The sequence below is a fragment of the Corynebacterium poyangense genome, from assembly GCF_014522205.1.
Taxonomy (GTDB): domain Bacteria; phylum Actinomycetota; class Actinomycetes; order Mycobacteriales; family Mycobacteriaceae; genus Corynebacterium; species Corynebacterium poyangense.
In genome coordinates this window covers 1,920,715-1,941,853 of sequence record NZ_CP046884.1, presented here as the reverse complement: position 1 = coordinate 1,941,853, position 21,139 = coordinate 1,920,715, and the positions used below count along the sequence as shown (strand labels likewise).

General features: G+C 53.7%; 15 protein-coding genes. 10 read left to right on the top strand and 5 right to left on the bottom strand.

Annotated features, from left to right (window positions below; genetic code table 11):
- Positions 1-122: 122 nt before the first annotated feature.
- The 7 genes from GP475_RS09160 to GP475_RS09130 all read left to right on the top strand — a co-directional run bounded on the left by GP475_RS09160 (position 123) and on the right by GP475_RS09130 (position 9,392).
- Positions 123-1,181 carry a zinc-dependent alcohol dehydrogenase gene (locus tag GP475_RS09160; protein ID WP_187974102.1) on the top strand — a complete coding sequence of 353 codons (1,059 nt, stop codon included), beginning with the start codon at positions 123-125 and terminating at the stop codon, positions 1,179-1,181.
- A gap of 368 nt (positions 1,182-1,549) precedes the next feature.
- The gene (locus GP475_RS09155; protein ID WP_394367433.1) at positions 1,550-4,240 is read left to right on the top strand and encodes a translation initiation factor IF-2 N-terminal domain-containing protein; all 2,691 of its coding nucleotides are present in this window, start codon (positions 1,550-1,552) and stop codon (positions 4,238-4,240) included.
- A 220-nt stretch (positions 4,241-4,460) separates the two neighbouring features.
- Positions 4,461-4,766, top strand: a complete 306-nt coding sequence (rplU, locus tag GP475_RS09150) for a 50S ribosomal protein L21 (RefSeq protein WP_187974100.1) — start codon at positions 4,461-4,463, stop codon at positions 4,764-4,766.
- A gap of 32 nt (positions 4,767-4,798) precedes the next feature.
- Positions 4,799-5,065, top strand: a complete 267-nt coding sequence (rpmA, locus tag GP475_RS09145; RefSeq protein WP_187974099.1) for a 50S ribosomal protein L27 — start codon at positions 4,799-4,801, stop codon at positions 5,063-5,065.
- A gap of 181 nt (positions 5,066-5,246) precedes the next feature.
- Entirely contained in the window at positions 5,247-6,761 is a 1,515-nt protein-coding gene (gene obgE / locus GP475_RS09140; protein ID WP_187974098.1) for a GTPase ObgE, read from the top strand.
- Between the two features lie 6 nt (positions 6,762-6,767).
- A complete protein-coding gene (gene proB, locus GP475_RS09135) occupies positions 6,768-7,991 on the top strand; it encodes a glutamate 5-kinase (protein WP_394367380.1) in 1,224 nt (407 codons plus the stop codon).
- A gap of 39 nt (positions 7,992-8,030) precedes the next feature.
- Positions 8,031-9,392, top strand: coding sequence for an FAD-binding oxidoreductase (locus GP475_RS09130; protein WP_262485169.1), 1,362 nt, complete (start codon positions 8,031-8,033; stop codon positions 9,390-9,392).
- Between the two features lie 74 nt (positions 9,393-9,466).
- Here GP475_RS09130 and GP475_RS09125 read toward each other — a convergent pair whose 3' ends face one another.
- Positions 9,467-10,543: a PTS sugar transporter subunit IIC gene (locus GP475_RS09125; RefSeq protein ID WP_224400684.1), complete on the bottom strand. Its 1,077-nt coding sequence runs from the start codon at positions 10,541-10,543 to the stop codon at positions 9,467-9,469.
- 168 nt (positions 10,544-10,711) lie between these two features.
- Between GP475_RS09125 and GP475_RS09120 the strand changes: the two genes are divergently transcribed.
- A complete protein-coding gene (locus tag GP475_RS09120) occupies positions 10,712-11,641 on the top strand; it encodes a D-isomer specific 2-hydroxyacid dehydrogenase family protein (RefSeq protein WP_187974096.1) in 930 nt (309 codons plus the stop codon).
- On the opposite strand, the gene metS is transcribed toward GP475_RS09120, so the two are convergent.
- A complete protein-coding gene (gene metS / locus GP475_RS09115; RefSeq protein ID WP_187974095.1) occupies positions 11,638-11,805 on the bottom strand; it encodes a methionine/alanine import NSS transporter subunit MetS in 168 nt (55 codons plus the stop codon). The two genes, GP475_RS09120 and metS, sit on opposite strands and share 4 nt — an antisense overlap.
- The gene (locus tag GP475_RS09110) at positions 11,802-13,421 is read right to left on the bottom strand and encodes a sodium-dependent transporter (RefSeq protein WP_187974094.1); all 1,620 of its coding nucleotides are present in this window, start codon (positions 13,419-13,421) and stop codon (positions 11,802-11,804) included. The genes metS and GP475_RS09110 overlap by 4 nt, the downstream gene beginning before the upstream one ends.
- A 125-nt stretch (positions 13,422-13,546) precedes the next feature.
- Between GP475_RS09110 and GP475_RS09105 the strand changes: the two genes are divergently transcribed.
- Entirely contained in the window at positions 13,547-14,830 is a 1,284-nt protein-coding gene (locus GP475_RS09105) for a glutamate-5-semialdehyde dehydrogenase (RefSeq protein WP_187974093.1), read from the top strand.
- Between the two features lie 3 nt (positions 14,831-14,833).
- On the opposite strand, the gene GP475_RS09100 is transcribed toward GP475_RS09105, so the two are convergent.
- Positions 14,834-15,784 (bottom strand): asparaginase, encoded by a 951-nt coding sequence (locus GP475_RS09100; protein WP_187974092.1) that lies wholly within the window; start codon positions 15,782-15,784, stop codon positions 14,834-14,836.
- Positions 15,785-16,315: 531 nt separating this feature from the next.
- Here GP475_RS09100 and GP475_RS09095 point away from each other — a divergent pair.
- A complete protein-coding gene (locus tag GP475_RS09095; protein WP_187974091.1) occupies positions 16,316-18,223 on the top strand; it encodes a YhgE/Pip domain-containing protein in 1,908 nt (635 codons plus the stop codon).
- A gap of 30 nt (positions 18,224-18,253) precedes the next feature.
- On the opposite strand, the gene GP475_RS09090 is transcribed toward GP475_RS09095, so the two are convergent.
- The gene (locus GP475_RS09090; RefSeq protein WP_187974090.1) at positions 18,254-21,112 is read right to left on the bottom strand and encodes an FAD-binding and (Fe-S)-binding domain-containing protein; all 2,859 of its coding nucleotides are present in this window, start codon (positions 21,110-21,112) and stop codon (positions 18,254-18,256) included.
- Positions 21,113-21,139 lie beyond the last annotated feature (27 nt).

Here is a 21,139-nt window from a genome sequence, read left to right as displayed (position 1 = left end):
AAACGACAACTATTATCAGTTAGAAAAATTTAAAAAACTATTACGCTGCGCCTAATTATATGATCTAGATCACTGTTAGGCTTCGTAGGTGATTGTCCCAGTTGAACCTAAGGAGTCCTATCATGACGACAACTCAGAGTAGGTCGGCGCACAATGATGTCATGAAAGCTGCCACCGTGACAGACTTTGGTGCAGCGCTCGACATTCAAGAAACCTCGCTGCCAGAGCCAGGACGCCACCAAGCACTCGTCAAGCTCATCGCCTCAGGAGTCTGCCACACTGATGTCCACGCTGCTGATGGTGATTGGCCAGTAAAACCACAACCGCCCTTTGTTCCTGGACATGAAGGGGTAGGAACCGTGGTCAAGCTGGGTCCGGGTGAGCATGACGTCAAGCTTGGAGACATGGTGGGGAATGCCTGGCTGTGGTCGGCGTGCGGAACTTGTGAATATTGCCGCACCGGAAGAGAAACCATGTGTGAGAGTGCAGAATACGGTGGATATACCGTCAATGGATCTTTTGGGGAGTACATGCTGGTTGATACCCGCTATGCGCCAAAGATCCCAGCGGGGGCTCAACCAGTTGAGGTAGCACCTATTCTGTGCGCCGGAGTGACTGTGTACAAAGGTTTGAAGAATACCGAGGTCAAACCGGGGCAATGGGTGGTGATCTCTGGAATCGGTGGGCTTGGCCACGTGGCGGTTCAATATGCCGTGGCGATGGGGATGCGAGTCATTGCCCTCGATATTCGCCAGGAGGCCCTTCAACTAGCGAAAAGTCTCGGGGCGGAAGCAGTAGTTGATGCCTCTGAAGAAGGTCTAAACGTCGGCGAAGCGGTAGCACAAATCACCGGGGGTGGCGCCCATGGGGTGCTAGTCACTGCCGTTCATAATGCAGCCTTCGGGCAGGCCATTGATATGGCGCGACGTGGAGCGGTCATCGTTTTTAACGGTCTTCCCCCAGGAGATTTCCCAGCCCCCATTTTTGACATTGTGTTCAAACAACTCACCATTCGCGGTTCCTTGGTCGGGACCCGCCAAGACATGGACGAAGCCCTCGACTTTTATGCGCGCGGCTTAGTCAAACCCATTGTCAGCGAATGCCAACTGGAAGATATTAATGATGTTTTCCGGCACCTGGTAGATGGGAAAGTAGACGGTCGGATCGCCATTAAATACTAGGGTGGAATATCCGCCGTACCGAACAACAGCAGCATAGCTGGGAATTTTCTCCCAACTATGCTGCCGTTTTATTCTTAGCTCCCCTGCACCCACCTCCCCTCCAGCGGTCTTTTCGTGGCGCTACATTCTGCGGTTGTGGCGTTGTGTGGAACAATGGAACTCGACGCCTAGCGTCATAAAGACTTGAATTATTGAAGATGAAGTCGGTGCGGGAGCTGAACTGTGCGGCGGCGGCCTCGATATGTCGATATTGTGCCAGCGCCCGGGACAGCGCCCCCGACGAGAAAATAAAGGAGCTATTGGTGGCTGAAAAGTCGCGTTCCCGGCGTGGTCGAAGCACGTCAAAAAAATCAGATTTTCCGGACTATGTGGAGCTAGCGGCGAAGTTTGACCGCTCTAGTCTGCCAGCTAAGACCCGCGTCCATGCCCTGGCGAAACAGCTTCAGCTGACCTCTAAAGAGTTGGTGCTGAAACTGAATAACTTGGGGATGGTCAAGGTAGCCATGTCCACGCTGTCAGTCGAAGAAGCTAATAAGATTCTGAACCACCTAGCCACTCCGGCGCAGGAGGACACAGCCGATAAGGAGCCCCTCAAGCAGATCCGTCATCGGGTGGAAAAGAATGTGGCTAATGAGATCCACCAAATTGAAGAAAAGGTGGAGCGTTCTCTATCAGAGGCTCAGGAAAGCCAACCGGAAGAATCATCCTATCCGCTATTTATGGCACCTAGCTCGCCTGATGATGAAGAAGATAGTGGTCCTGAGGGTTCTGTAGTGGGGGAAGAAAAACAAGAGAAGTCCCGTCAGGAGGAGTCGGGGGCGATGCGTCGAGGGCGGCGTCGGGCAAAGCGAAGCAGCACCAAATCCTCGTCTCGTCAGGTTGAGGTAGAACACGTGGAGGAGCCGGTGGCTCTGCGCGGCTCTACTCGTTTAGAGGCCCAACGGCGGCGGCGTTCGGAGATTCGCGATGCTCAACGTCGGCATGTGCTCAGCGAGAAAGAATTCTTGGCGCGCCGGGAAGCGGTGGAACGCTGCATGGTGGTGCGCGAAAGGCAGCGGTTTGATGGTCGCCCGGGACGGGTAACACAGGTGGGTCTGCTGGAAGACGGAAAACTGGTGGAGCATTTTGTTACCTCAGAAGAACAAGCCTCGATGATTGGCAATGTCTATTTGGGGCGCGTGCAAAATGTGCTGCCGAATATGGAAGCCGCGTTTATTGATATTGGTGCTGATCGAAACGGTGTTCTCTACGCCGGAGAGGTAGATTGGCGGGAAGCTAGCCTCAGCGGTAAACAACGCCGTATTGAGCAGGCTCTGCATGTTGGTGATCAGGTAATGGTGCAGGTAACTAAGGACCCGATTGGCCAAAAAGGAGCTCGGCTCAGCACGCATATTTCCTTGGCAGGTCGCTATTTGGTGTATGTACCTCAGGGTCGAAATGCTGGTATTTCTCGTAAGTTGCCTGGGCCTGAGCGTAAGCGTCTCAAGGAGATCCTGAATCGGGTTGCCCCTGAGGAGGGTGGCATCATTATTCGGACCGCTGCGGAAGGCGTTGCGGAAAAACATATCGCTGAAGATGTTAACCGCCTGCATCGCACGTGGGAGCAGATGAATAAACGTGCTACTGCCGAAAAGGAGTCCAAGGGTGCGAAGCCAGTTACCCTCTATGAGGAGCCAGATGTCCTTATTAAAGTAGTGCGGGACCTGTTTAATGAGGATTTCAAAGAACTCATTGTGGATGGGGATCGGTCCTGGAATATCGTCTCAAGCTACGTTGACTCGGTGGCATCGGATCTTAAGGATCGACTCGTGCGTTTTAATTCCCGGGAATCTGGGGATAAAGACGCCTTTGCCAAGCATGATGTTGATGGTCAAATTGATCAAGGTCTTGCTCGCAAGGTGTATTTGCCTTCCGGTGGCAGCCTTATCATTGATCGAACCGAAGCGATGACGGTGATTGATGTCAACACGGGAAGTTTCACGGGTACTGGGGGAAACCTAGAAGAATCGGTGACAACCAATAACATTGAAGCTGCCGAAGAAATTGTTCGGCAACTCCGGCTGCGTGATATTGGTGGGATGATTGTTATTGACTTCATTGATATGGTGCTGCCAGAAAACCAAGAACTGGTCTTGCGCAAACTCAGTGAGGCCCTGGAACGGGATCGGAGTCGGCACCAGGTTAGCGAAGTCACGTCTCTGGGCTTAGTCCAGATGACACGAAAGCGCATGGGTACTGGGTTGCTAGAGACCTTTACTACCCCTTGTGAGGCGTGTGATGGTCGCGGGATCATTATTCATAAGGATCCGGTGGATCGCAGCGAACAGCGCGCAGAAAAAGCTGCCTCAAAGGCTCGACGTCAGCGCAAGCCACTGCAGCCGCATCCGGTAGCCGAGGCCATTCAGCGGCACCGAGAAGATGAGCTTGATGATGTGGTGACCCCGGAGGAAGAATCCACGCAGGGTAGCAGCAGTATTGAAGATCTTGCGGCTGCCGTCATCGTCGATGAGGCGGAGGAGCAGGAGGAGTATAGGCCTCGGCGGCGTCGCTCCACCCGTCGCGGTGGACGTGGCCGGGGACGTGGCCGCGGTAAGCAGCAAGAGTCTGAGGATCAGCTTGGTGAACAGACGCCGGCTGATGATCACAGTGATTCGGCAGACTCCCAGCCGAACGGCACCTATGAGGAAGCCAAGGAAGCCTTTGATCGATCCCCACGGCGGAAATTACGAACCCGCGGTAATTCCCGTTCTGACTATGAACCACGTCCTGAGGATTTTGAACCTGCCGGCGTGGAAGCTGATAGCGATGATATGGAACACGATGATTCAGCCTCACTGAGTTCTCGCACCGTTACCATTGAGGTTCAAGAGTCTCGACGGGGCCGACGTCGAGCAGTGCGCCGGGCCCGGGTACAAGCTCAGCGGGAGCGCAGGAGCGAGCAGAAGACTAAGCGGGTGTCTAGCTCTGACACCAAGTCGGGCGAAAAACCTGCCACCCAGAAGCGGAGTTCTGGCCGGGGGCGTCGTCGCGCGGTTCGGAAAATGAGCCGGCGAGGATAAGGAAAAGTCAGCACTGACGCGGATGAGATAGTCCGGGGGCACCCCCAAGAGCTGGGAAGTTGATTCTTCAGCACTTGGGGGTGTAGTCTTTGACAGTCGCAGCCTTGGTGTGCCCACGGTGGGTGTGGACCCTTGGCTCAAGAAAAATCAGTACCTGTCCTTTCAGGCCGCTGGGGTGCCGGCAGCCTGAGTCGAGTTTTAGATAAGGGGTAACCCTCCTATGTACGCGATCGTCAAGACCGGCGGCAAGCAGTACAAGGTTGCCGAAGGTGACCTCGTCAAGGTCGAGAAGATCGAGGGTGAGCCGGGATCGTCCGTGGCTCTCACCCCGGTTCTGCTCGTCGATGGCGCCGATGTTAAATCCACCGCGGACCAGCTTTCTGGCGTCAGCGTTGATGCTGAGATCGTCGAGCACGTCAAGGGGCCGAAGATCCGCGGTATGCACTACAAGAACAAGACTGGTTATAAGCGTCGCTGGGGTCACCGTCAGCCGCTGACCGTCGTGAAAATCACCGGCATTAAATAAGCCGTAGTTACCTTTAAGGGAGGGAAACCACAATGGCACACAAAAAGGGTGCATCGAGCTCCAGCAACGGTCGTGATTCCGAGGCCAAGCGCCTGGGTGTTAAGCGCTTCGGTGGCCAGCAGGTCAAGGCCGGTGAAATCCTGGTCCGTCAGCGCGGCACCAAGTTCCACCCTGGTGAGAATGTTGGACGTGGTGGAGATGACACGCTGTTCGCACTGAAGCCGGGCGCTGTGAAGTTCTCGATCAAGCGGACCCGCCGCATGGTTAACGTCGTGGAAAACGAGCCAGTAGAGGCCTAAAAAATCCGACGCAAACCCGGTTCGGACTCAGCCTCATTTAAAGAAAACTGTAGCTTTGGATGACTGTCCGACAATATAGTGTGAAAGCACAGCCCTAACATTCATCAAGGGTTGTGCTTTTTTCATAAATTCCGCTCTACCTTATCTACACCTACCTCAACCTCAGGAGCTCCTTTCTGCCATGGCTCGTTTTATTGATCGCGTGGTTCTACATCTCACCGCCGGTGACGGCGGGCATGGGTGCGCCTCTGTGCATCGAGAAAAATTCAAGCCCCTCGGTGGGCCCGATGGCGGAAACGGTGGTCACGGCGGGGACATTATTCTGGAAGTGTCCCCGCAAATCCATACTTTGTTGGATTTTCACTTCCGCCCGCATCTTAAAGCCCAACGCGGTGGCAACGGGGCAGGAGATCACCGCAACGGAAAGCGGGGAGAGGATCTGATTCTTCAGGTTCCTGTGGGAACGGTGGTGTTGAGCGAGGATGGCGACACCTTGGCGGATCTCACTACCCCGGGAACTCGGTTTATTGCTGCTGAAGGCGGATTTGGTGGCTTAGGTAATGCCGCGTTGGCATCTCAACACCGCAAAGCCCCTGGTTTTGCTCTCAAAGGGGAGCCAGGTGAACAAAAAGACCTGGTGCTGGAATTAAAATCCATGGCCGATGTAGGTTTGGTGGGTTTCCCCTCGGCTGGAAAATCCTCTTTGATTTCGGTCCTGTCGGCGGCCAAACCAAAAATCGGTGACTATCCTTTCACGACCCTGCAACCCAACCTCGGTGTGGTGAACGTCGGGCATGATAGTTTCACCATCGCTGATGTGCCTGGATTGATCCCAGGCGCCAGCCAAGGCAAGGGATTGGGCCTCGATTTCTTAAGGCACATTGAAAGAACCGCGGTCCTTGCCCATGTGGTCGATTGCGCCACGTTAGAGTCCGGCCGCGACCCGGTAAGTGACATCGAAGCCTTAGAAGAAGAACTTGCCGCCTACCAAGACGCCTTAGAAAACGATATTGGGTTGGGTGATGTGAGGCAGCGTCCACGAGTAATTGTGTTGAATAAGGCCGACGTCCCCGAGGCGGAAGAACTAGCGGAGTTTGTGCGGGAGGATTTAGCCGAAAAATTTGGGTGGCCGGTTTTTATTATCTCAGCAGTGGCGCGGCGGGGGTTAGATCCTCTGGTTTATCAGCTGATGGAAATTGTAAAGCAGGCTCGCACGAAGCGGCCCATCCACAAGGCTGATTCCGCCCACACCATCATTCGTCCTCGTGCGGTGGATGCTCGGACAAAGGATGCTGGGTTTATCATCGAACCTGATTCGGAGATTCCTGGTGGATTCGTGGTGCGCGGGGATAAACCCGAGCGGTGGATTCGTCAAACTGATTTTGAGAACGATGAGGCGGTGGGGTATCTCGCTGATCGGCTCAATAAGCTGGGGGTAGAAGACGCCCTCTTTAAAGCCGGAGCTGCGGAAGGATGCAGTGTCAGTATTGGTGATATCACCTTCGAATGGGAGCCCATGACCACGGCTGGGGCAGATAGCCCACTATCTGGTCGTGGTACTGATATTCGTCTAGAACGCACCTCTCGGCGAAGTGCCGCAGAACGCAAGCGTGCCTCCCAAGCCCGTCGTGGTCTTATTGATGAATATGACTATGGCGATGGGGAAGAAGCCCGTCGGGATCGTTGGGAGGGATAGTTCTCCGTGTCGACCTCGGATTCCTTACCGCACCAGCCCTATGCGGGGCAATCTGCTGCCCCAGATTTTCCATCGGCTGGGCTTCCTAACCCAAGCATTATTTCGGCCGACGCCCATCTGGCTAGCTTAAGGCAAGATATTGCTCAAGCTCGTCGGATCGTCGTCAAAATCGGATCTTCTTCGTTGACTGGGGATAATCACCTGGTTGATCCAGCCCGCATTGACCGTTTTGTTGATGCCTTCCAAGCGCGGATGCTCCGAGGCACTGACATCATTGTGGTGTCCTCTGGTGCGGTTGCCGCTGGGATGGCTCCACTGGGGTTGCAGTCTCGGCCCGCTGACCTTGCAACGAAGCAAGCTGCTGCGGCCGTCGGGCAGGTGCACTTAGCCCACCACTGGGCGCGTTCTTTTGCCCGCTACGGCCGAACCGTAGCGCAGGTGCTGCTCACCGCCTCTGATGCAGGAATTCGCTCCCGGGCTCGTAATGCTCAACGGACGCTGGATCGGCTCCGTCGGATGCGAGTGGTTCCGATAGTCAATGAGAATGACACCGTGGCGACCGCGGAGTTTCACTTCGGTGACAATGACCGTCTTGCCGCCTTGGTAGCTCATTTAGTTCAAGCAGATGCTCTAGTGTTGTTGTCTGATGTGGATGGTCTCTATGACCGTAACCCGCAAGAGCCAGGGGCGCGTTTTATCCCGGAAGTCCGTTCCGGCCATGACCTGCAAGGGGTGGTAGCCGGAGACGGTGGGAAAGTGGGAACCGGTGGAATGGCTTCTAAAGTCGCTGCGGCTCGGCTAGCTGCCCGTGGTGGTGTTCCGGTTCTTTTAGCTGCGGCGGACAATGTTGGCCCTGCTTTAGACGACGCTTCGGTGGGGACGGTGTTTTATCCCCGGGACAACCGTATTTCCGCCTGGAAATTTTGGGCCCTGCACGCCGCAGATTCAACAGGAGTGCTGCGGGTAGATCAAGGAGCCATGGAGGCAGTGATCTCCGGCGGGCATTCTCTTCTTGCGGTAGGAATCACCGGGGTCGAAGGCGAATTCCGGGTGGGTGACATTGTGGATATCACCGGGCCAGAGGGTCAGCTTTTAGGTCGAGGTGAGGTACGCTTTGACGCCGTCGAACTTCGTTCTTTAATTGGGAAACGCTCCGAGGAGTTACCAGAGGGAAAACGGCGCTCAGTAGTCCATGCTGATTATCTCTCTCACTACGCCAGCCGGCTTTAAGTTAGGTGAGGTCCAACCCCCAGGGTTTATCATGATTCCATGACCACCTTAAACCTTGATGAGTTACGCACCCTTCTTCCTGACGAGGTTGACCTTATTACGGATCCCGCTACGATGGGGCCTTTTCTTCGCGATTCAGCCCAGGTTCCGGAAGATGCTGATCCACCTAAGCCAGCTGCGGTTGTTATTCCCCGCACCACAGAGCATGTTGCGACAAGCGTGAAATTTGCCTATGACCATGAGTTACCGGTGTCTATTTGGGCCGCAGGTACCGGTTTAGCTGGCGGAGCCTTACCCTATGAAGGCGGATTAGTTATTGCGATGCATCAGATGAATAGCATCCTTGAGGTTGACGCTGATGCTCGCTTAGCCACTGTTCAAGCCGGGGTTATTGTCCAAGACCTAGATTCCGCCGTGCGAAAGTACGGACTATTCTATGCCCCGGATCCAGCTAGCTCAGCAAGGGCAACTATTGGGGGAACTATTGCCACTAATGCCGGTGGGTTGCGATGTATTGCCTACGGCACTACGGCTGATCACGTAGCGGCCTTAACCGTTGTTTTAGCGGATGGTTCAGTTATTAGCACCGGGTCGCGAACCATAAAGAACGCCACTGGTTTAAACCTCACCCAACTCTTTGTGGGTTCGGAAGGAACGTTGGGGATTATCACCAAAGCAACTGTGTGGCTCACCCCTATTCCCCAGGGCACCCCGGAAACGTTCCTGGCTAGTTTTGACTCCATTGACGACGCCGGCCGAGCTGTGGTCAGCATGGTGAAATCTGCTGCGGAGCTTGAAGTCCTTGAGATGCTTGATGCCACTGTGACTCAGTGGGTGGAAGAAGATAACCACGCTGGTTTAGCTATCCCTCAGGCGGCGTTGATAATTGGTATGGCGGTGGGGGAGAACGCCGCACGTAGCGTTGATATTGCGTGCGAATGCGCCGAACACGCTGGGGCTTCTGAGGTTCGACGTCAACCTGGCGACGGGCTTATGGCGGTGCGGAAGCTTTCTTTACCGGCGTTGCAGAAACGAGGAGTATGGGTACAAGGTGATACCGGTGTTCCGGTTCCTCGACTGCCGGAACTCATCGCGAAAATTGAAGATATCGCTGAGGAAGAACAACACCAGGTGCGGATAGTCGCTCACGTGGGTGACGGCAACCTGCACCCCATGATTGAAGTAGTTGACAATGATTGGGACACAGCGAACCGGGTAACTGACCGCATCACTGCAGCTGCTATTGAACTTGACGGAGTTATCTCCGGGGAGCATGGCATTGGTATCTTCAAACACCACGAACTACCCATGCAATTCGATGAAGCTACCTTAGCGGCACAACATGCTATTAAGAAGGCGTTGGACCCCAAGGGGATTCTCAGCCCTGGACGCGCCATCTAAGGATAAGAAGAAGCCGCCTAAGGTTTGAGAAGACCTGAAACCCTAGGCGGCTTTTGGCGCTGATACACCAACTTCTAGGTGAACCTCAACGCATAGTATTCGGGTTGAGTCCAGCCAATTTTTTCAAAAATCCGGGTGAAGATGACGGCAAGGATGAAGGGGAGAATGACCCAGCACAGCAGCACGATGGCGATATTTCCGGCGCTCCAGCCCCAGCCCTCGTGATTGAGTGCAGCTAGCGGGCCCGCTAATCCGGAAAGGCCGAAGCCTGCAGAGATGGCGGAACCGGTGACTTGGAAGGCCCCGCCGATTCCGCCGAGGATTGCAGCGTGAAGGACGATGGGGATTAGGCAACGTGGATGGGCAAACATATTTGCCATTTGCACCTTGGGGGAACCCACAATGTGGATAATGCTATTGGCAAAACCATTTGCTTTCCACCCGGCAACCATTAATGTCATTCCGGCGGCGACGCACCCCAGATTAGCGGTGCCGGAGGAAACGCCTTCCATAAAAATCGCGGTGGCAATTCCAACGGTAGATACAGGCGAGACAATAAGCACCGAGAAAAGGGCGGCCAAAATAATTCCCATGAAAATAGGTTGTAGTTCTGTTGTGCCGTTTATCAGTTTTCCGAGCCAAATAGTAAATACCTTAACCGCTGGATAGGTGACGAAAGCACCGATACTGCCAACCGTCAAAATAGTGAGCGTGGCGAGCAATAAAATAGTGTAGCTGCGGAGTTTTGTGCCAATAAAGAGAACGAGCCCTACGGCCAGCGCCGCCGTTACGCCGCTATTGATAACTAGACCAGTACCTTTGAGGAGGAAACTTCCATCGCCTTGGGCGGTGGCAACCCCGGATCCAAGAACTGAGGAAATAGCTACTACGGCGGTTTGGATGGGGGTGAGTTTAAATTCGACAGCCACCATCATTCCGATAATGACAGGGAGAAGAGAGGAGGTAAGGCCTACTAAATTAATAATGTTTTGGCCCGCAGGGAATATAGGCAAGAGAGCTTTCAGTAATTCTCCCAAAAGAGCCTGGGGTACCAAGGTAACAACCACGGCAACGGAGATACCATTTAGCACTTTCATAGTAAAAGCACTGGCGCTTAATTTCTCTATACTTTTTTGTTCTAAGTTTTCCATAAAAGGTTCTTTCCATTACCTGTGGAAGTTGAAAAGTGTGCAGAAAAAACAATACCGAATACTGATTGATTATTGAAAAATAGGTTTTGGGTATATCCCGGAAGTGAGGGTGAGCCCCTAGACTGTGGAGAAGAAGAAAACACCGATGAACCGCGAAGGAGTTATTACGTGAGATTTTCGATGTACCCCCAGGTCTGGGAGACTACCGTAGCGGAGATCGAAAGTGCTGGACACCAGTACCTTCCGGCGGAAGAGGGGATTATTCCCGACAACATTGATTTTTTGGTTTATAACGGCGGCGGAAAACAATTCCCGGAGTTACCGGAATCTGTGCGCTACGTACAAACAACCTATGCCGGGTTAGATGATCTGCTCAAGGAAAATAAACTCACTGATAAGGTGCGATGGGCCAACGCCAAGGGGCTTTTTGCCAGCACTGTGGCGGAATCTGCGCTCGGACTCATCCTGGCTAGCTATCACAAACACAAATCCATAGCGATGGCTGCCACGTGGTCCGTGCAAGCTGAGATAGATGCTTCTACCCAGTGGCTTTATGACCACAAAACCGTCGCTATTATTGGAGCCGGGGGTATTGGTGAAGAACTTATCAAACTGCTTCGCCCCTTCCAGCCACACATCATCGCGGTCACTAACTCTGGTCGCGAGGTTCCCGGTGCAGATGAAAGCATTGCGATGGATAAGGCTTCGCAGGTGTGGGATAGAGCCGATATCGTGGTGCTCTTAGTTCCCTTAAGTGATCGCACACGGGGGATGGTCAACGTCGATGTTTTCCGGAGAATGAAAAAAGACGCCCTGTTAGTCAACGTGGGGCGTGGGGGATTGGTGAATACTGAGGACCTGGTGAGGGCGTTAGAGGAAGGAGAGATTGGGGGTGCGGCGCTTGATGTGACGGATCCAGAACCTCTTCCAGATGGTCACCCGCTCTGGAAGATGGACAACGTCCTTATCACTCCGCACACTGCTAACACCAAAGAACGCACCAAGGTTTTAGTGGGTGACCTAGCGGTAAGAAACGCCGCAGCTTTTGAACAAGGCGCAGCCATGCCCAATGAGGTGGACGTGGCTCAGGGCTACTAGTGTCGCTCCATTTTTTGGAGTGCCTCGTTGCTCAGGTCTGGATGATCTCCAAGGTGCCCGGATGTTTCATCTGGGTGCTTTTGGAGATGAATAATGCTTAGCGCCAGACCGCCCCAGATCACCAACATAAATAGGGTCATCATTACAATTGCTGCACCGGTCATGATTGTTCCTCCTGCTGCGTCGGAGTCTCGATGCTGACTGCTTGCCGGGGAGTGCGGGCTTCAAGTTGTCGGGCGGTGCGGACCCCAAAATCGGAGCCGGGTGGGCCGGCCAGGAATTGTTCACCGCGCCAGGGGACAATAGTCATGACCATGGCGCCGATGAAGATGATGGCTAACACTGCCCATCCAAAAAGTGCGACTTGGCCACTTTGGTAACCCCCATAGGGCTCTTTGATGAGAGAAATGATCTCCTGGAAGAGCATGACAAACAACACCACCGGGGTGAGGTTGGAGACGCAAATTCGCCAGATTGTTCCGACTCGGAAGGAAGACACCGCGTTGAGGTGGAGAGCTAATTCATCAGAACGGTGTAATAACCAATCCACCACGACGATGGCGATAATAGCGACCGACACAATGCCGATGGAGTTGGTGAATTTATCCATAATATCGAGGGCGACAAGCCCTGATGTGGTGGGGAAAAGTAGGAGGGATAACACAGTCATCACCGCGCCGATGCCGATGACCGCTGTTTTCCGTTCTAGGTTGAATTTGTCTTGAGCAGCGCCGACAACTACTTCAAAAAGCGACATCAGGGAGGTGATGCCGGCGATGAAGAGGGAGAGGAAGAAGAGGAATCCGAAAATCCCGCCTAAAAGCCCTCCCATTTGGGAAATGACAGTGGGGAACGCGACGAAGGCCAAACCGATGCCGGAGGTGGCAACATCTTCCACCGGTACACCGCTCTTGACAGCCATGAAACCAAGAGTTGAGAACACACCCACCCCGGCGAGAACCTCGAAAGAGGAGTTCGCGAAGGCAGTGACAAGGCCGGTTCCCGTCAAATTAGAGCGGGGTTTGAGGTAGGAAGCGTAGGTGAGCATGATGCCGAAAGCCACCGAGAGGGAGAAGAAAATCTGCCCGTAGGCGGCAAGCCATACCGTCGGGTTCTTTAATGCTGACCAGTTGGGGGTAAATAGCGCATTTAATCCGGTAGCTGCCCCTTCGAGGGTGAGAGAGAACAGCACCACGATGATGAAGAGAATGGCGAGCAACGGGATAAAAATCTTAGAGACAATGCCGATACCCCGGTCCACCCCAGCCGCGAGAACTAGGATCACCATGATCCAGACGGCAAGAAGGGCAATGGCAATGGGCCAGACAAAATCAAAGGTTAACAGATGGCTGGTCTCCATTCTGAGGAAATCTTTAAAGAAATAGGAGTCAGCATCTCCGCCCCACGGTTGGGTGAGTGACTTGAAGGCGTAAATTAACGCCCAGCCCACAATCACGGAATAGTAGAGAGTGATAAAAAACGACACTCCGGTTTGGATCCAGCCCACCGGTTCTGCCCAGGAGCGCAGGCGGTGGAAGGACTTGGGTGCGGACCCGCGGAAGCGGTGACCGATGGCGTAGTCAAAGAACAGAAGCGGGATGCCGGCGGTAAGGAGAGCCACGATATAAGGGATAAGGAACGCTCCGCCGCCGGAATCATAGGCCACGTAGGGGAAGCGCCAAATATTGCCGAGACCCACGGCAGAGCCGATAGCGGCAAAGAGGAACGCAGCCCGGCTGGAGAACACCTCCCGGCCTGGTTTTTGGTTGGTAGAAGCCATGGATTAAACCTTCTTTACAGTTTCCTGTCAATGAGTAGAAATAAAATTATCAGTGAACTGGGTAATAGAAAAGACGGGTGTAAAAAAGGGTGTAGCTGCTGACGTAGAGATTAGACTCCCAAACTATGACGTCAGTAGAGCACACAAATAGACAACGTGAAGAAGTTTTAAGGAAAGCACGTCGGGCTAAAGAATTAGCGCCGATTGTTGCGGCTTTACACTCAGATGAAAAAAATCAGATTCTTCGCGATGCTGCTCAAGCACTGGAGGGGCCTCGACAGGAGGAAGTTTTAGCTGCCAATCGCCAGGACGTCGCAGCTGGGCAAGAGGCTGGGCTCAGTGAGGCGTTACTTGATCGCCTGAGTTTAGACAGTGCTCGGTTGAGCGGGATGGCGGCCGGCTTACGCCAAGTAGCAGCGCTTAAAGATCCGGTGGGGGATGTGGTCACAGGTTCGGTGATGCCCAATGGTATTCGGATGCGAAAAGTGCGAGTTCCCTTAGGAGTGTTGGGGATTGTTTATGAGGCGCGCCCCAACGTCACCGTTGACGCGTTTGGTTTGGCTCTAAAGTCCGGCAACGTTGCTTTGCTGCGCGGTTCGCAGTCTGCTCGGCACAGCAATAGTGCGTTGGTGACCATTCTTCAGGATGTTGCGGAACAGCACGGAATTGCGCGCGAAATTGTGCAGCTTTTGCCGTGTGACTCCCACGACTCTGTTCGCGACCTCATTACTGCCCGGGGCTTAGTTGACGTGGTCATTCCGCGTGGTTCAGCTCGACTTATTGACGCCGTGGTTAGTGAGGCGACTGTGCCGAGTATTGAAACCGGAGCCGGGAATTGTCACTTTTATATTGATGCGACTGCGGATATTGATCAGGCCATAGCGCTGGTTATTAATGGAAAAACTCGACGCCCGAGCGTCTGCAACGCCACCGAAACGGTTCTTGTTGACCGGGCGATTTCTCCGGAGAATCAGTTAAAGATCATTGCTGCACTCCAAGAGGCGGGGGTGAAGATTCACGGGGAAGATGAACTTAGGGAGCTAGGCGCAGACAATATTATTCCGGCTACTGAAGAGGATTGGGGGACGGAGTATTTGTCCTTAGATATTAGTTTTCGCTTAGTATCTGGAGTGGAGGAAGCTATTAGCCACATTAGCCGTTACTCCACTGGCCATACTGAGGGGATTGCCACGCTTGATACCAGGATTGCGCAGCGTTTTAGCGCTGCGGTGGATTCCGCCGCAGTGATGATTAATGCTTCTACCGCGTTTACGGATGGTGAAGAGTATGGCATGGGTGCGGAAATTGGTATTTCCACCCAAAAGCTTCATGCGCGGGGGCCGTTGGCTCTTCCGGAACTAACGAGTACGAAATGGATCCTGGAGGGGGAGGGGCAAACCCGACCCTAGTGCTTAGGAGTCCTGAGTCAGCAGAAGGCGAGGGTCGACGTTTGCTGCCAAGGCAGCAATGAGCGCTATCCTCGCTTGGCTGGGGTGAAGTCTCCCGGCACTGATGACGCCGGCTTCGCCGAGGGTTGCTCCACCGCCGGCTCCCCCATAGATCGTTTCGATTGGGCCCGACGGCACCCTGGTCCCTAATACCACGGGAATGTGTTGTTCACGGGCCCGAATAATTCCCTCAGCCATGGGTTGCCCGACGTTTCCTGCTCCCATAGCTTCAACGACAATTCCATCTACTCCGGCTGCTATCGCCTCATTAATGATTCGTCCTGGCGCGCCGGGATAGCAATGAATAATTCGGACATCTATGCCGCTGAGCTTGGGTCTCTGCCCCAAAATCTCGTGGTAATTGATGGGGGTGGTTGCCGCCTCATCACCATAAAAAGCGTCGAGGTCTGTGGTGTGTTTTTTCCACACTCCGCGAGCGGCAAGAAATCGAGAGTGAAAGCAGACTTTTACTGTTTGTCTGAGATTGCGTGGGTCGGCAGCATAGGTCAGAGCAGAGGCAAGGTTTCGTGGCCCATCGGCTAGGGGATCATCCGCCGGACGCATCGCCCCGGTAATAACGAGCGGCCGCGGGTCATGGTGAAAGAGTTCGAGAGCCAGGGCTGTTTCTTCTAGCGAGTCTGTTCCGTGAGAGAGGACAATCCCGCGGGTTTGTGGATTTTCCCAGGCGTGGTCAATGGTGTCCAGAATTTTGTCTAACTGTGCGAGGTCTAAGGATGAGGAGTCAAGCTGCGCCAAGTCACAGGTCTGAACCTCGAGATCGCAGCGAAATTCCCTACATTGCCGACTAAGTTCCAGTAACTCGGAGCTGTTTTTTGTGGGCACCAAAGCGCCGCCAGAGTCGCGGCAACAAGAAATAGTGCCTCCAGTAGCAAGGAAGAGAACGTGATCGCGCATGGGTCCATCATAGAAAGTAGCGTGTTTACGGCGTGGTTATTAGCACAAAATATAGTGCTTATCTGGGGAAATATATCTACTTTTGGGTTAGAAATAGAGGAAGTTAAGAGGTCTAAACCATCACCACGAAAATGATAGTTTGCACTCTCATATTTAGGTAGTTAAAAGAATAATGAAAGCATTAATCATTTGTGCTAAATACTAAATTCTGAACGAGAATTTAAGGTTTATACATTGCCCGCAAGAATTTTTATATGTTCATGAAAAGGCCTGGTCAAAGCTGGTGGGTCCGGATAGTCTTAAGAAAGTGGGTCAGTTATATTCCAATCCAAATGAACTCTTTGCTATATTCTCCCTGTGGCAAAGCTATACATTCTGAATTTGTCGATTCAGGTTTGTTCACAGAGCCTTGATTGAGATATTTTCAGTTTGAACTATTGCCTGCAATATCATCTCTAGCTGCACTTCTGTGTCCCCACAGAAAGATGATTCTTGACCCTATTGGCCCCAGGTTTCCATCGGAGAACCCCTATGTCTCTATTTGCTTCAGCTGCCCCGGCCCCACGGAATCCCCGCCGGATTTTCTTCCGGGTCGTCCTCATCTTGGTTTTAGTTGCGCCCCTGCTCGTGGCTGCCGCGTTCATGTGGTCATTATGGGATCCATCGCACTATCTCAAAGATGTCAAACTCGCAGTGGTTAATGAAGATACTGGGGCCGATCAAGACGGAAAGCACGTCAACTTTGGCGATGATGTCGTCAATGGTTTGATGAACACCGACTACCTCAATTTTGAACAAGTATCTGCAGAGGAAGCCGATACAGGGTTGCGAGATGAAGACTACATGGTGGTGTTGTCCATTCCTCGGAATTTCTCCCAGGAAGTAGCCACAGTCGTGGATCCGCAACCTCATCAAGCTGAGGTCGTCATCTCCTACAATGACCACTACGGAACCAACACGCCCTTGCTGACATCGGGTCTTGTTCCAGGGATCGAACAAGGTGTCCAAAAAGGGATTTCTGAAGGGTATGCCGCGAAAATCCTCGGTGGTATTAATCAGCTGGGGGCAGGTCTGAACAAAGCAGCAGGTGGGGCCAAGCAGCTGGATGACGGTATGACCCAGCTCAAGGATGGAACCTCGAAAGCTGTGGATGGTACCGCCCAGCTTAAAGATGGTACCGAGCAGATGCGCGATGGGTCCGCGCGACTAGACGATGGCATGTCCCAGTTGGTTTCCGGCACCGGGCAGCTTGGGGAGGGCTCGGCAAAAATTGATGACGGCGTGGGGCAGTTGACCGGTAAGTTGATTCCGTTATTGCAACAAGCCGGGGGCGTGGCCGCTCAACTGCGCCCAGTGGTTGATTCTTTGGAACGGGCTGGTTTGCATGAGCAGGCAGAAAATATTCGCCAGCAGATTTCCGTACTGGACTCTGGTAACCCGGAAGCTATGGTGAATAAGTTGCAGCAGCTCAAGGACGGGACTGCCTTGATGCGATACAACTTAAATGACCCGTCTGCCCCGTATCTTTCCGGAGTGTTGCAGCTCAAAGATGGTACCGCGCAGCTACGGGATGGCGCAGTGCGACTTGATGATGGCATGGGGCAAATGAAAGATGGTGCCCATCAACTCGATGATGGCGCCCGACGCCTCAAAGAAGGCACCAGTTTATTGAATTCTGGTTTAGCTGACGGTGCTGCTAAGGCCCCGCAGATCCGCAATATTGAGTCTTCCTCGCAGCAGATTGCGGTGCCAGTTAACTATTCCGAGGATTATCGTCACCCGGTTCAAACCCTCAGCGACGTGCATAACCCCACCTCTAAGGTGCTTTCCCAGGGTGTCACCCTCATTCTGATCTTGGTATTCGGTTATCTAGCTATGGCCTTGGTCAGTATGCTTGCCCCGCACATTCTTGGTATTTATCGCCATAAGGGTGCAGCCAAACCAGTGCTCGCCGGCTTCGCTTTGGTGGGATTGGTCAATCTCATCATCATGGGTCTCTTGACCTGGACTGGCATGTCCTTGGACTTTCACCCGTCGCGCCCTTGGGCCTACGCGCTAGCGATCTTCATGATCGCCACTAATGGCACCGCCTGTTTCCAGATGCTCCGAGTTGTCTTTGGACAATTAGTGGGTGCCGCTTTCTCCCTCGGATTCTTCGCTTACGGGGTGTTCTGCTTTGGTGGAGTCTGGCCCAGCCAGCTCACCCCCGGACCGCTACGTGCGCTCCACGCCTTCCACCCCATGAGCTATGCTCGCGACGCCTATATCCGTGCGGTTGATGCCAATATCGATAGCGTCTACTACCGAGGCATCATTGTTCTTGGGATGTTTACCCTCTGCTTCCTCGGGATTTCTATTTACGCCCGCTCCATCCAACTAGCTCGGCTTGCCCAGGATACGGAAGAAACCCAGTCAGAAAAGGTTAGAGCGTTGGCTTAAGAACTAGGTGGGGGCCACCGGCGCGCAAAGCTAGGCCTGGCACGCCTCGGCTAGATACTCCAGGATATGGTGGTATTCCTGTCCGGTGGCTCGAGACATCCCTAACTCACAAGTGCGATTCAAGGACGCATAGTGCAGTTGCTTGCCTAGGCGGCGTTCAAGATCTTTAATCTCATCGGCTTCAGCTTGAGTAGCTGAGGCCGTTAACTCTGGGTGCAGCATCCCGCGGTCGCCAGCAAAGGCGCAGCATCCCCAGGTTGTGGGAACAAAAACGTGCCCATCTGGCCCGACGACTGCCCAGGCGATTTTCTCCATGTCTGGGGTGACCCCAAGATGGGTAGATGAACAGGTGGGGTGTATAACCACGTCACTGATTTTCGGCGTGATCTGCAGCTTGTCGAGTAGGTGCTGGGCGGTGAAGCTGACCGAATCAACTACCCTCAGACCAAGTGGTTCCAGAATCTTATGGAACCCTTCGGTACAGCTGACGGCATCGCTGATAATGGGAAGTTCACCGTTATTGCTCAACTCCCGGACGGCCTCGTGGACTCTGGTAGCCATGGCCTCCCGGCCCCGGGTAAATCCCTTAGAAGACCACGGGGTGGCACAGCATAACCACTCAATATTATCTGGGACACGTAGGGCCACTCCAGCATGTTCCAACAAGGTAATGAAGCTGTTGGTCACCCCCGGGCCGTCACCAGCGGCACCAAACATGGAGTTAACGCAAGCGGGGAGATAAACACCCATGATGCGCCCCAGCGGGGCACCCACCACCCCGGAGAATTGCCGACGATTATGCCCACCAGCAGGCAAATCTCGGCTGTAACGGGGCATGGTGTCTTGGTCGACAAGTTTCCTGGCGACATCGGTTACCTTGCTCACCAAACTCGAAGGCAAGATATGGGCAGAGCTTAGAGCTACTGAACCCACCCGGCTAGCAGGGCCCCAATTCTTCGCCGCGGCAGTCCACGCCGCAGAAAGCACGGGAGTGCTGTCGTGTTCTTCTTTGCGTAATCGACGAATTAAATCTCCAGTATTGATTCCTACCGGGCACGCGGTCAGGCACATGCCATCAACGGCGCAGGTATCAATACCGTCATAGTTATAGTCCTGAGCTAACTTCTTCGCCGTATCAAGATCCCCGGCTTCGGTAGCTCGGGCATAGGCACGTCGCACCACAATTCTTTGGCGCGGGGTTAACGTCAGATTCTTGCTAGGGCATACCGGCTCACAATAACCACATTCCACGCAGCGGTTTGTTTCCTCATCGACTGGTTCAATGAGCTTGATGTTGCGCATGTGCGCGCCGGGAGTTTCTTCTAGGATCACCCCTGGGTTAAGCATCCAGGTCGGGTCACACGCAGATTTCAACTGCACCATGACCTCATACAGTTCATCGCCATATTGGCGTCGAACATAGGGTGCCATAGCCCGGCCGGTGCCGTGTTCAGCTTTCAGATTGCCATGGGCGCCGAGAATGATGTCTACCATCTGATCATTGAATTTGTCATAGCGGCCCAGGGCTTCAGCCCCTTCAAAGCGATCAGTGAGCATGAAGTGAATATTGCCGTCTTTCGCATGGCCGAAAATCACGGAATCGGAATATCCGTAGCGCTGAAAAAGCTCTTGGAGGCTTTCGCAGGTAGGGGCGAGAGACTCCACGGGTACTACCACGTCTTCCAAGAGTGCCGTGGTGCCCGCGGGGCGAGCTTCTGCTACGGATGCGTATAGTCCTTTGCGGAAATTCCAGGCTTGAGTGCGCGCCGCAGGATCAGTGGATAACTGCGCCGAGGAGAAAAGCGGCAGATCACCTAATAAGGCATCCCCCGTTTTCATGGTGGTGCGCAATTCTTCTTCCTGGTCAGCGTAGTATTCGATGAGCAGCGCGGCTTGGCGATCAACCTCAAAACCAGTGATGGCTTGGGGAACATTTCCTAGGGCCTGGCCCACTCTAATAGAGGTAGAATCCATGAGTTCCAGGGTCGCGGCGCCAGACTGCACCAAACTTGGAAGAGCAGTTGTGGCGGCATCGAGGTTGTTAAATACCGCGACGGTGGTTGCGGTCAGGGGAGAAATAGGGACAGTGCGGAACACTGCTTCAGCGACAAAGGCGAGAGTTCCTTCGGACCCGATGATGAGATGTTCTAGCAGTTTGACGGGGGTGTCAAAGTCTAGGAAAGAATTGAGCCCGTAGCCCATCGTGTTCTTGAGCGCGAAATGGCGTTCGATGATGGCGACGGATTCCTGGTTATCACGTACCCGCCGTTGGAGGCGAAGTAAGGTGTCCACTAACTCTGGTTCTTGGTGCGCCAGGTCCTGATCTGCGGTAGGAGAAGAGGTATCAATGACGGTGCCGGAAGGAAGCACAAAAACCATGGATTCTAGTGTGCGGTAGGTATTAAGCTCCGTGCCGCAGGCCATGCCAGAAGAATTGTTGGCGATAACACCGCCGATGGTGCAGGCGCTTTCGCTGGCGGGATCTGGACCTAATTTTGTGCCATAGGGCATAAGTTGAATATTGACTTGGCGAACCGTAGCGCCGGGTTGTACGCGGACCCGCTGACCGGCGTCGAGCACCTCTATGCGTCGGAAATTTCGCCGAACATCTATCATTAGGCCTTCGCCAGAAGCTTGCCCGGATAAACTAGTTCCCCCAGAACGCAAGGTCACCGGTGTGTTGCTGTCTCGAGCAGCGCGGAGGAGCCGACCAACTTCAGCAGCGTCCTGGGCAATGACCACTGCGTCCGGGGTGTTGAAATAGTGGGAAGCATCCGAGGCATAAGCGACACGGTCAATAAGACGGGTTCTGATTCGGCTGGGATCTCCCACAGTGGCAGCAATACGGTCTAAAGAGTCACGATGCAACGGGCGGGTTGGTGTTGTCATACCTTTCCATTGTCGTGCCCTCTGAGC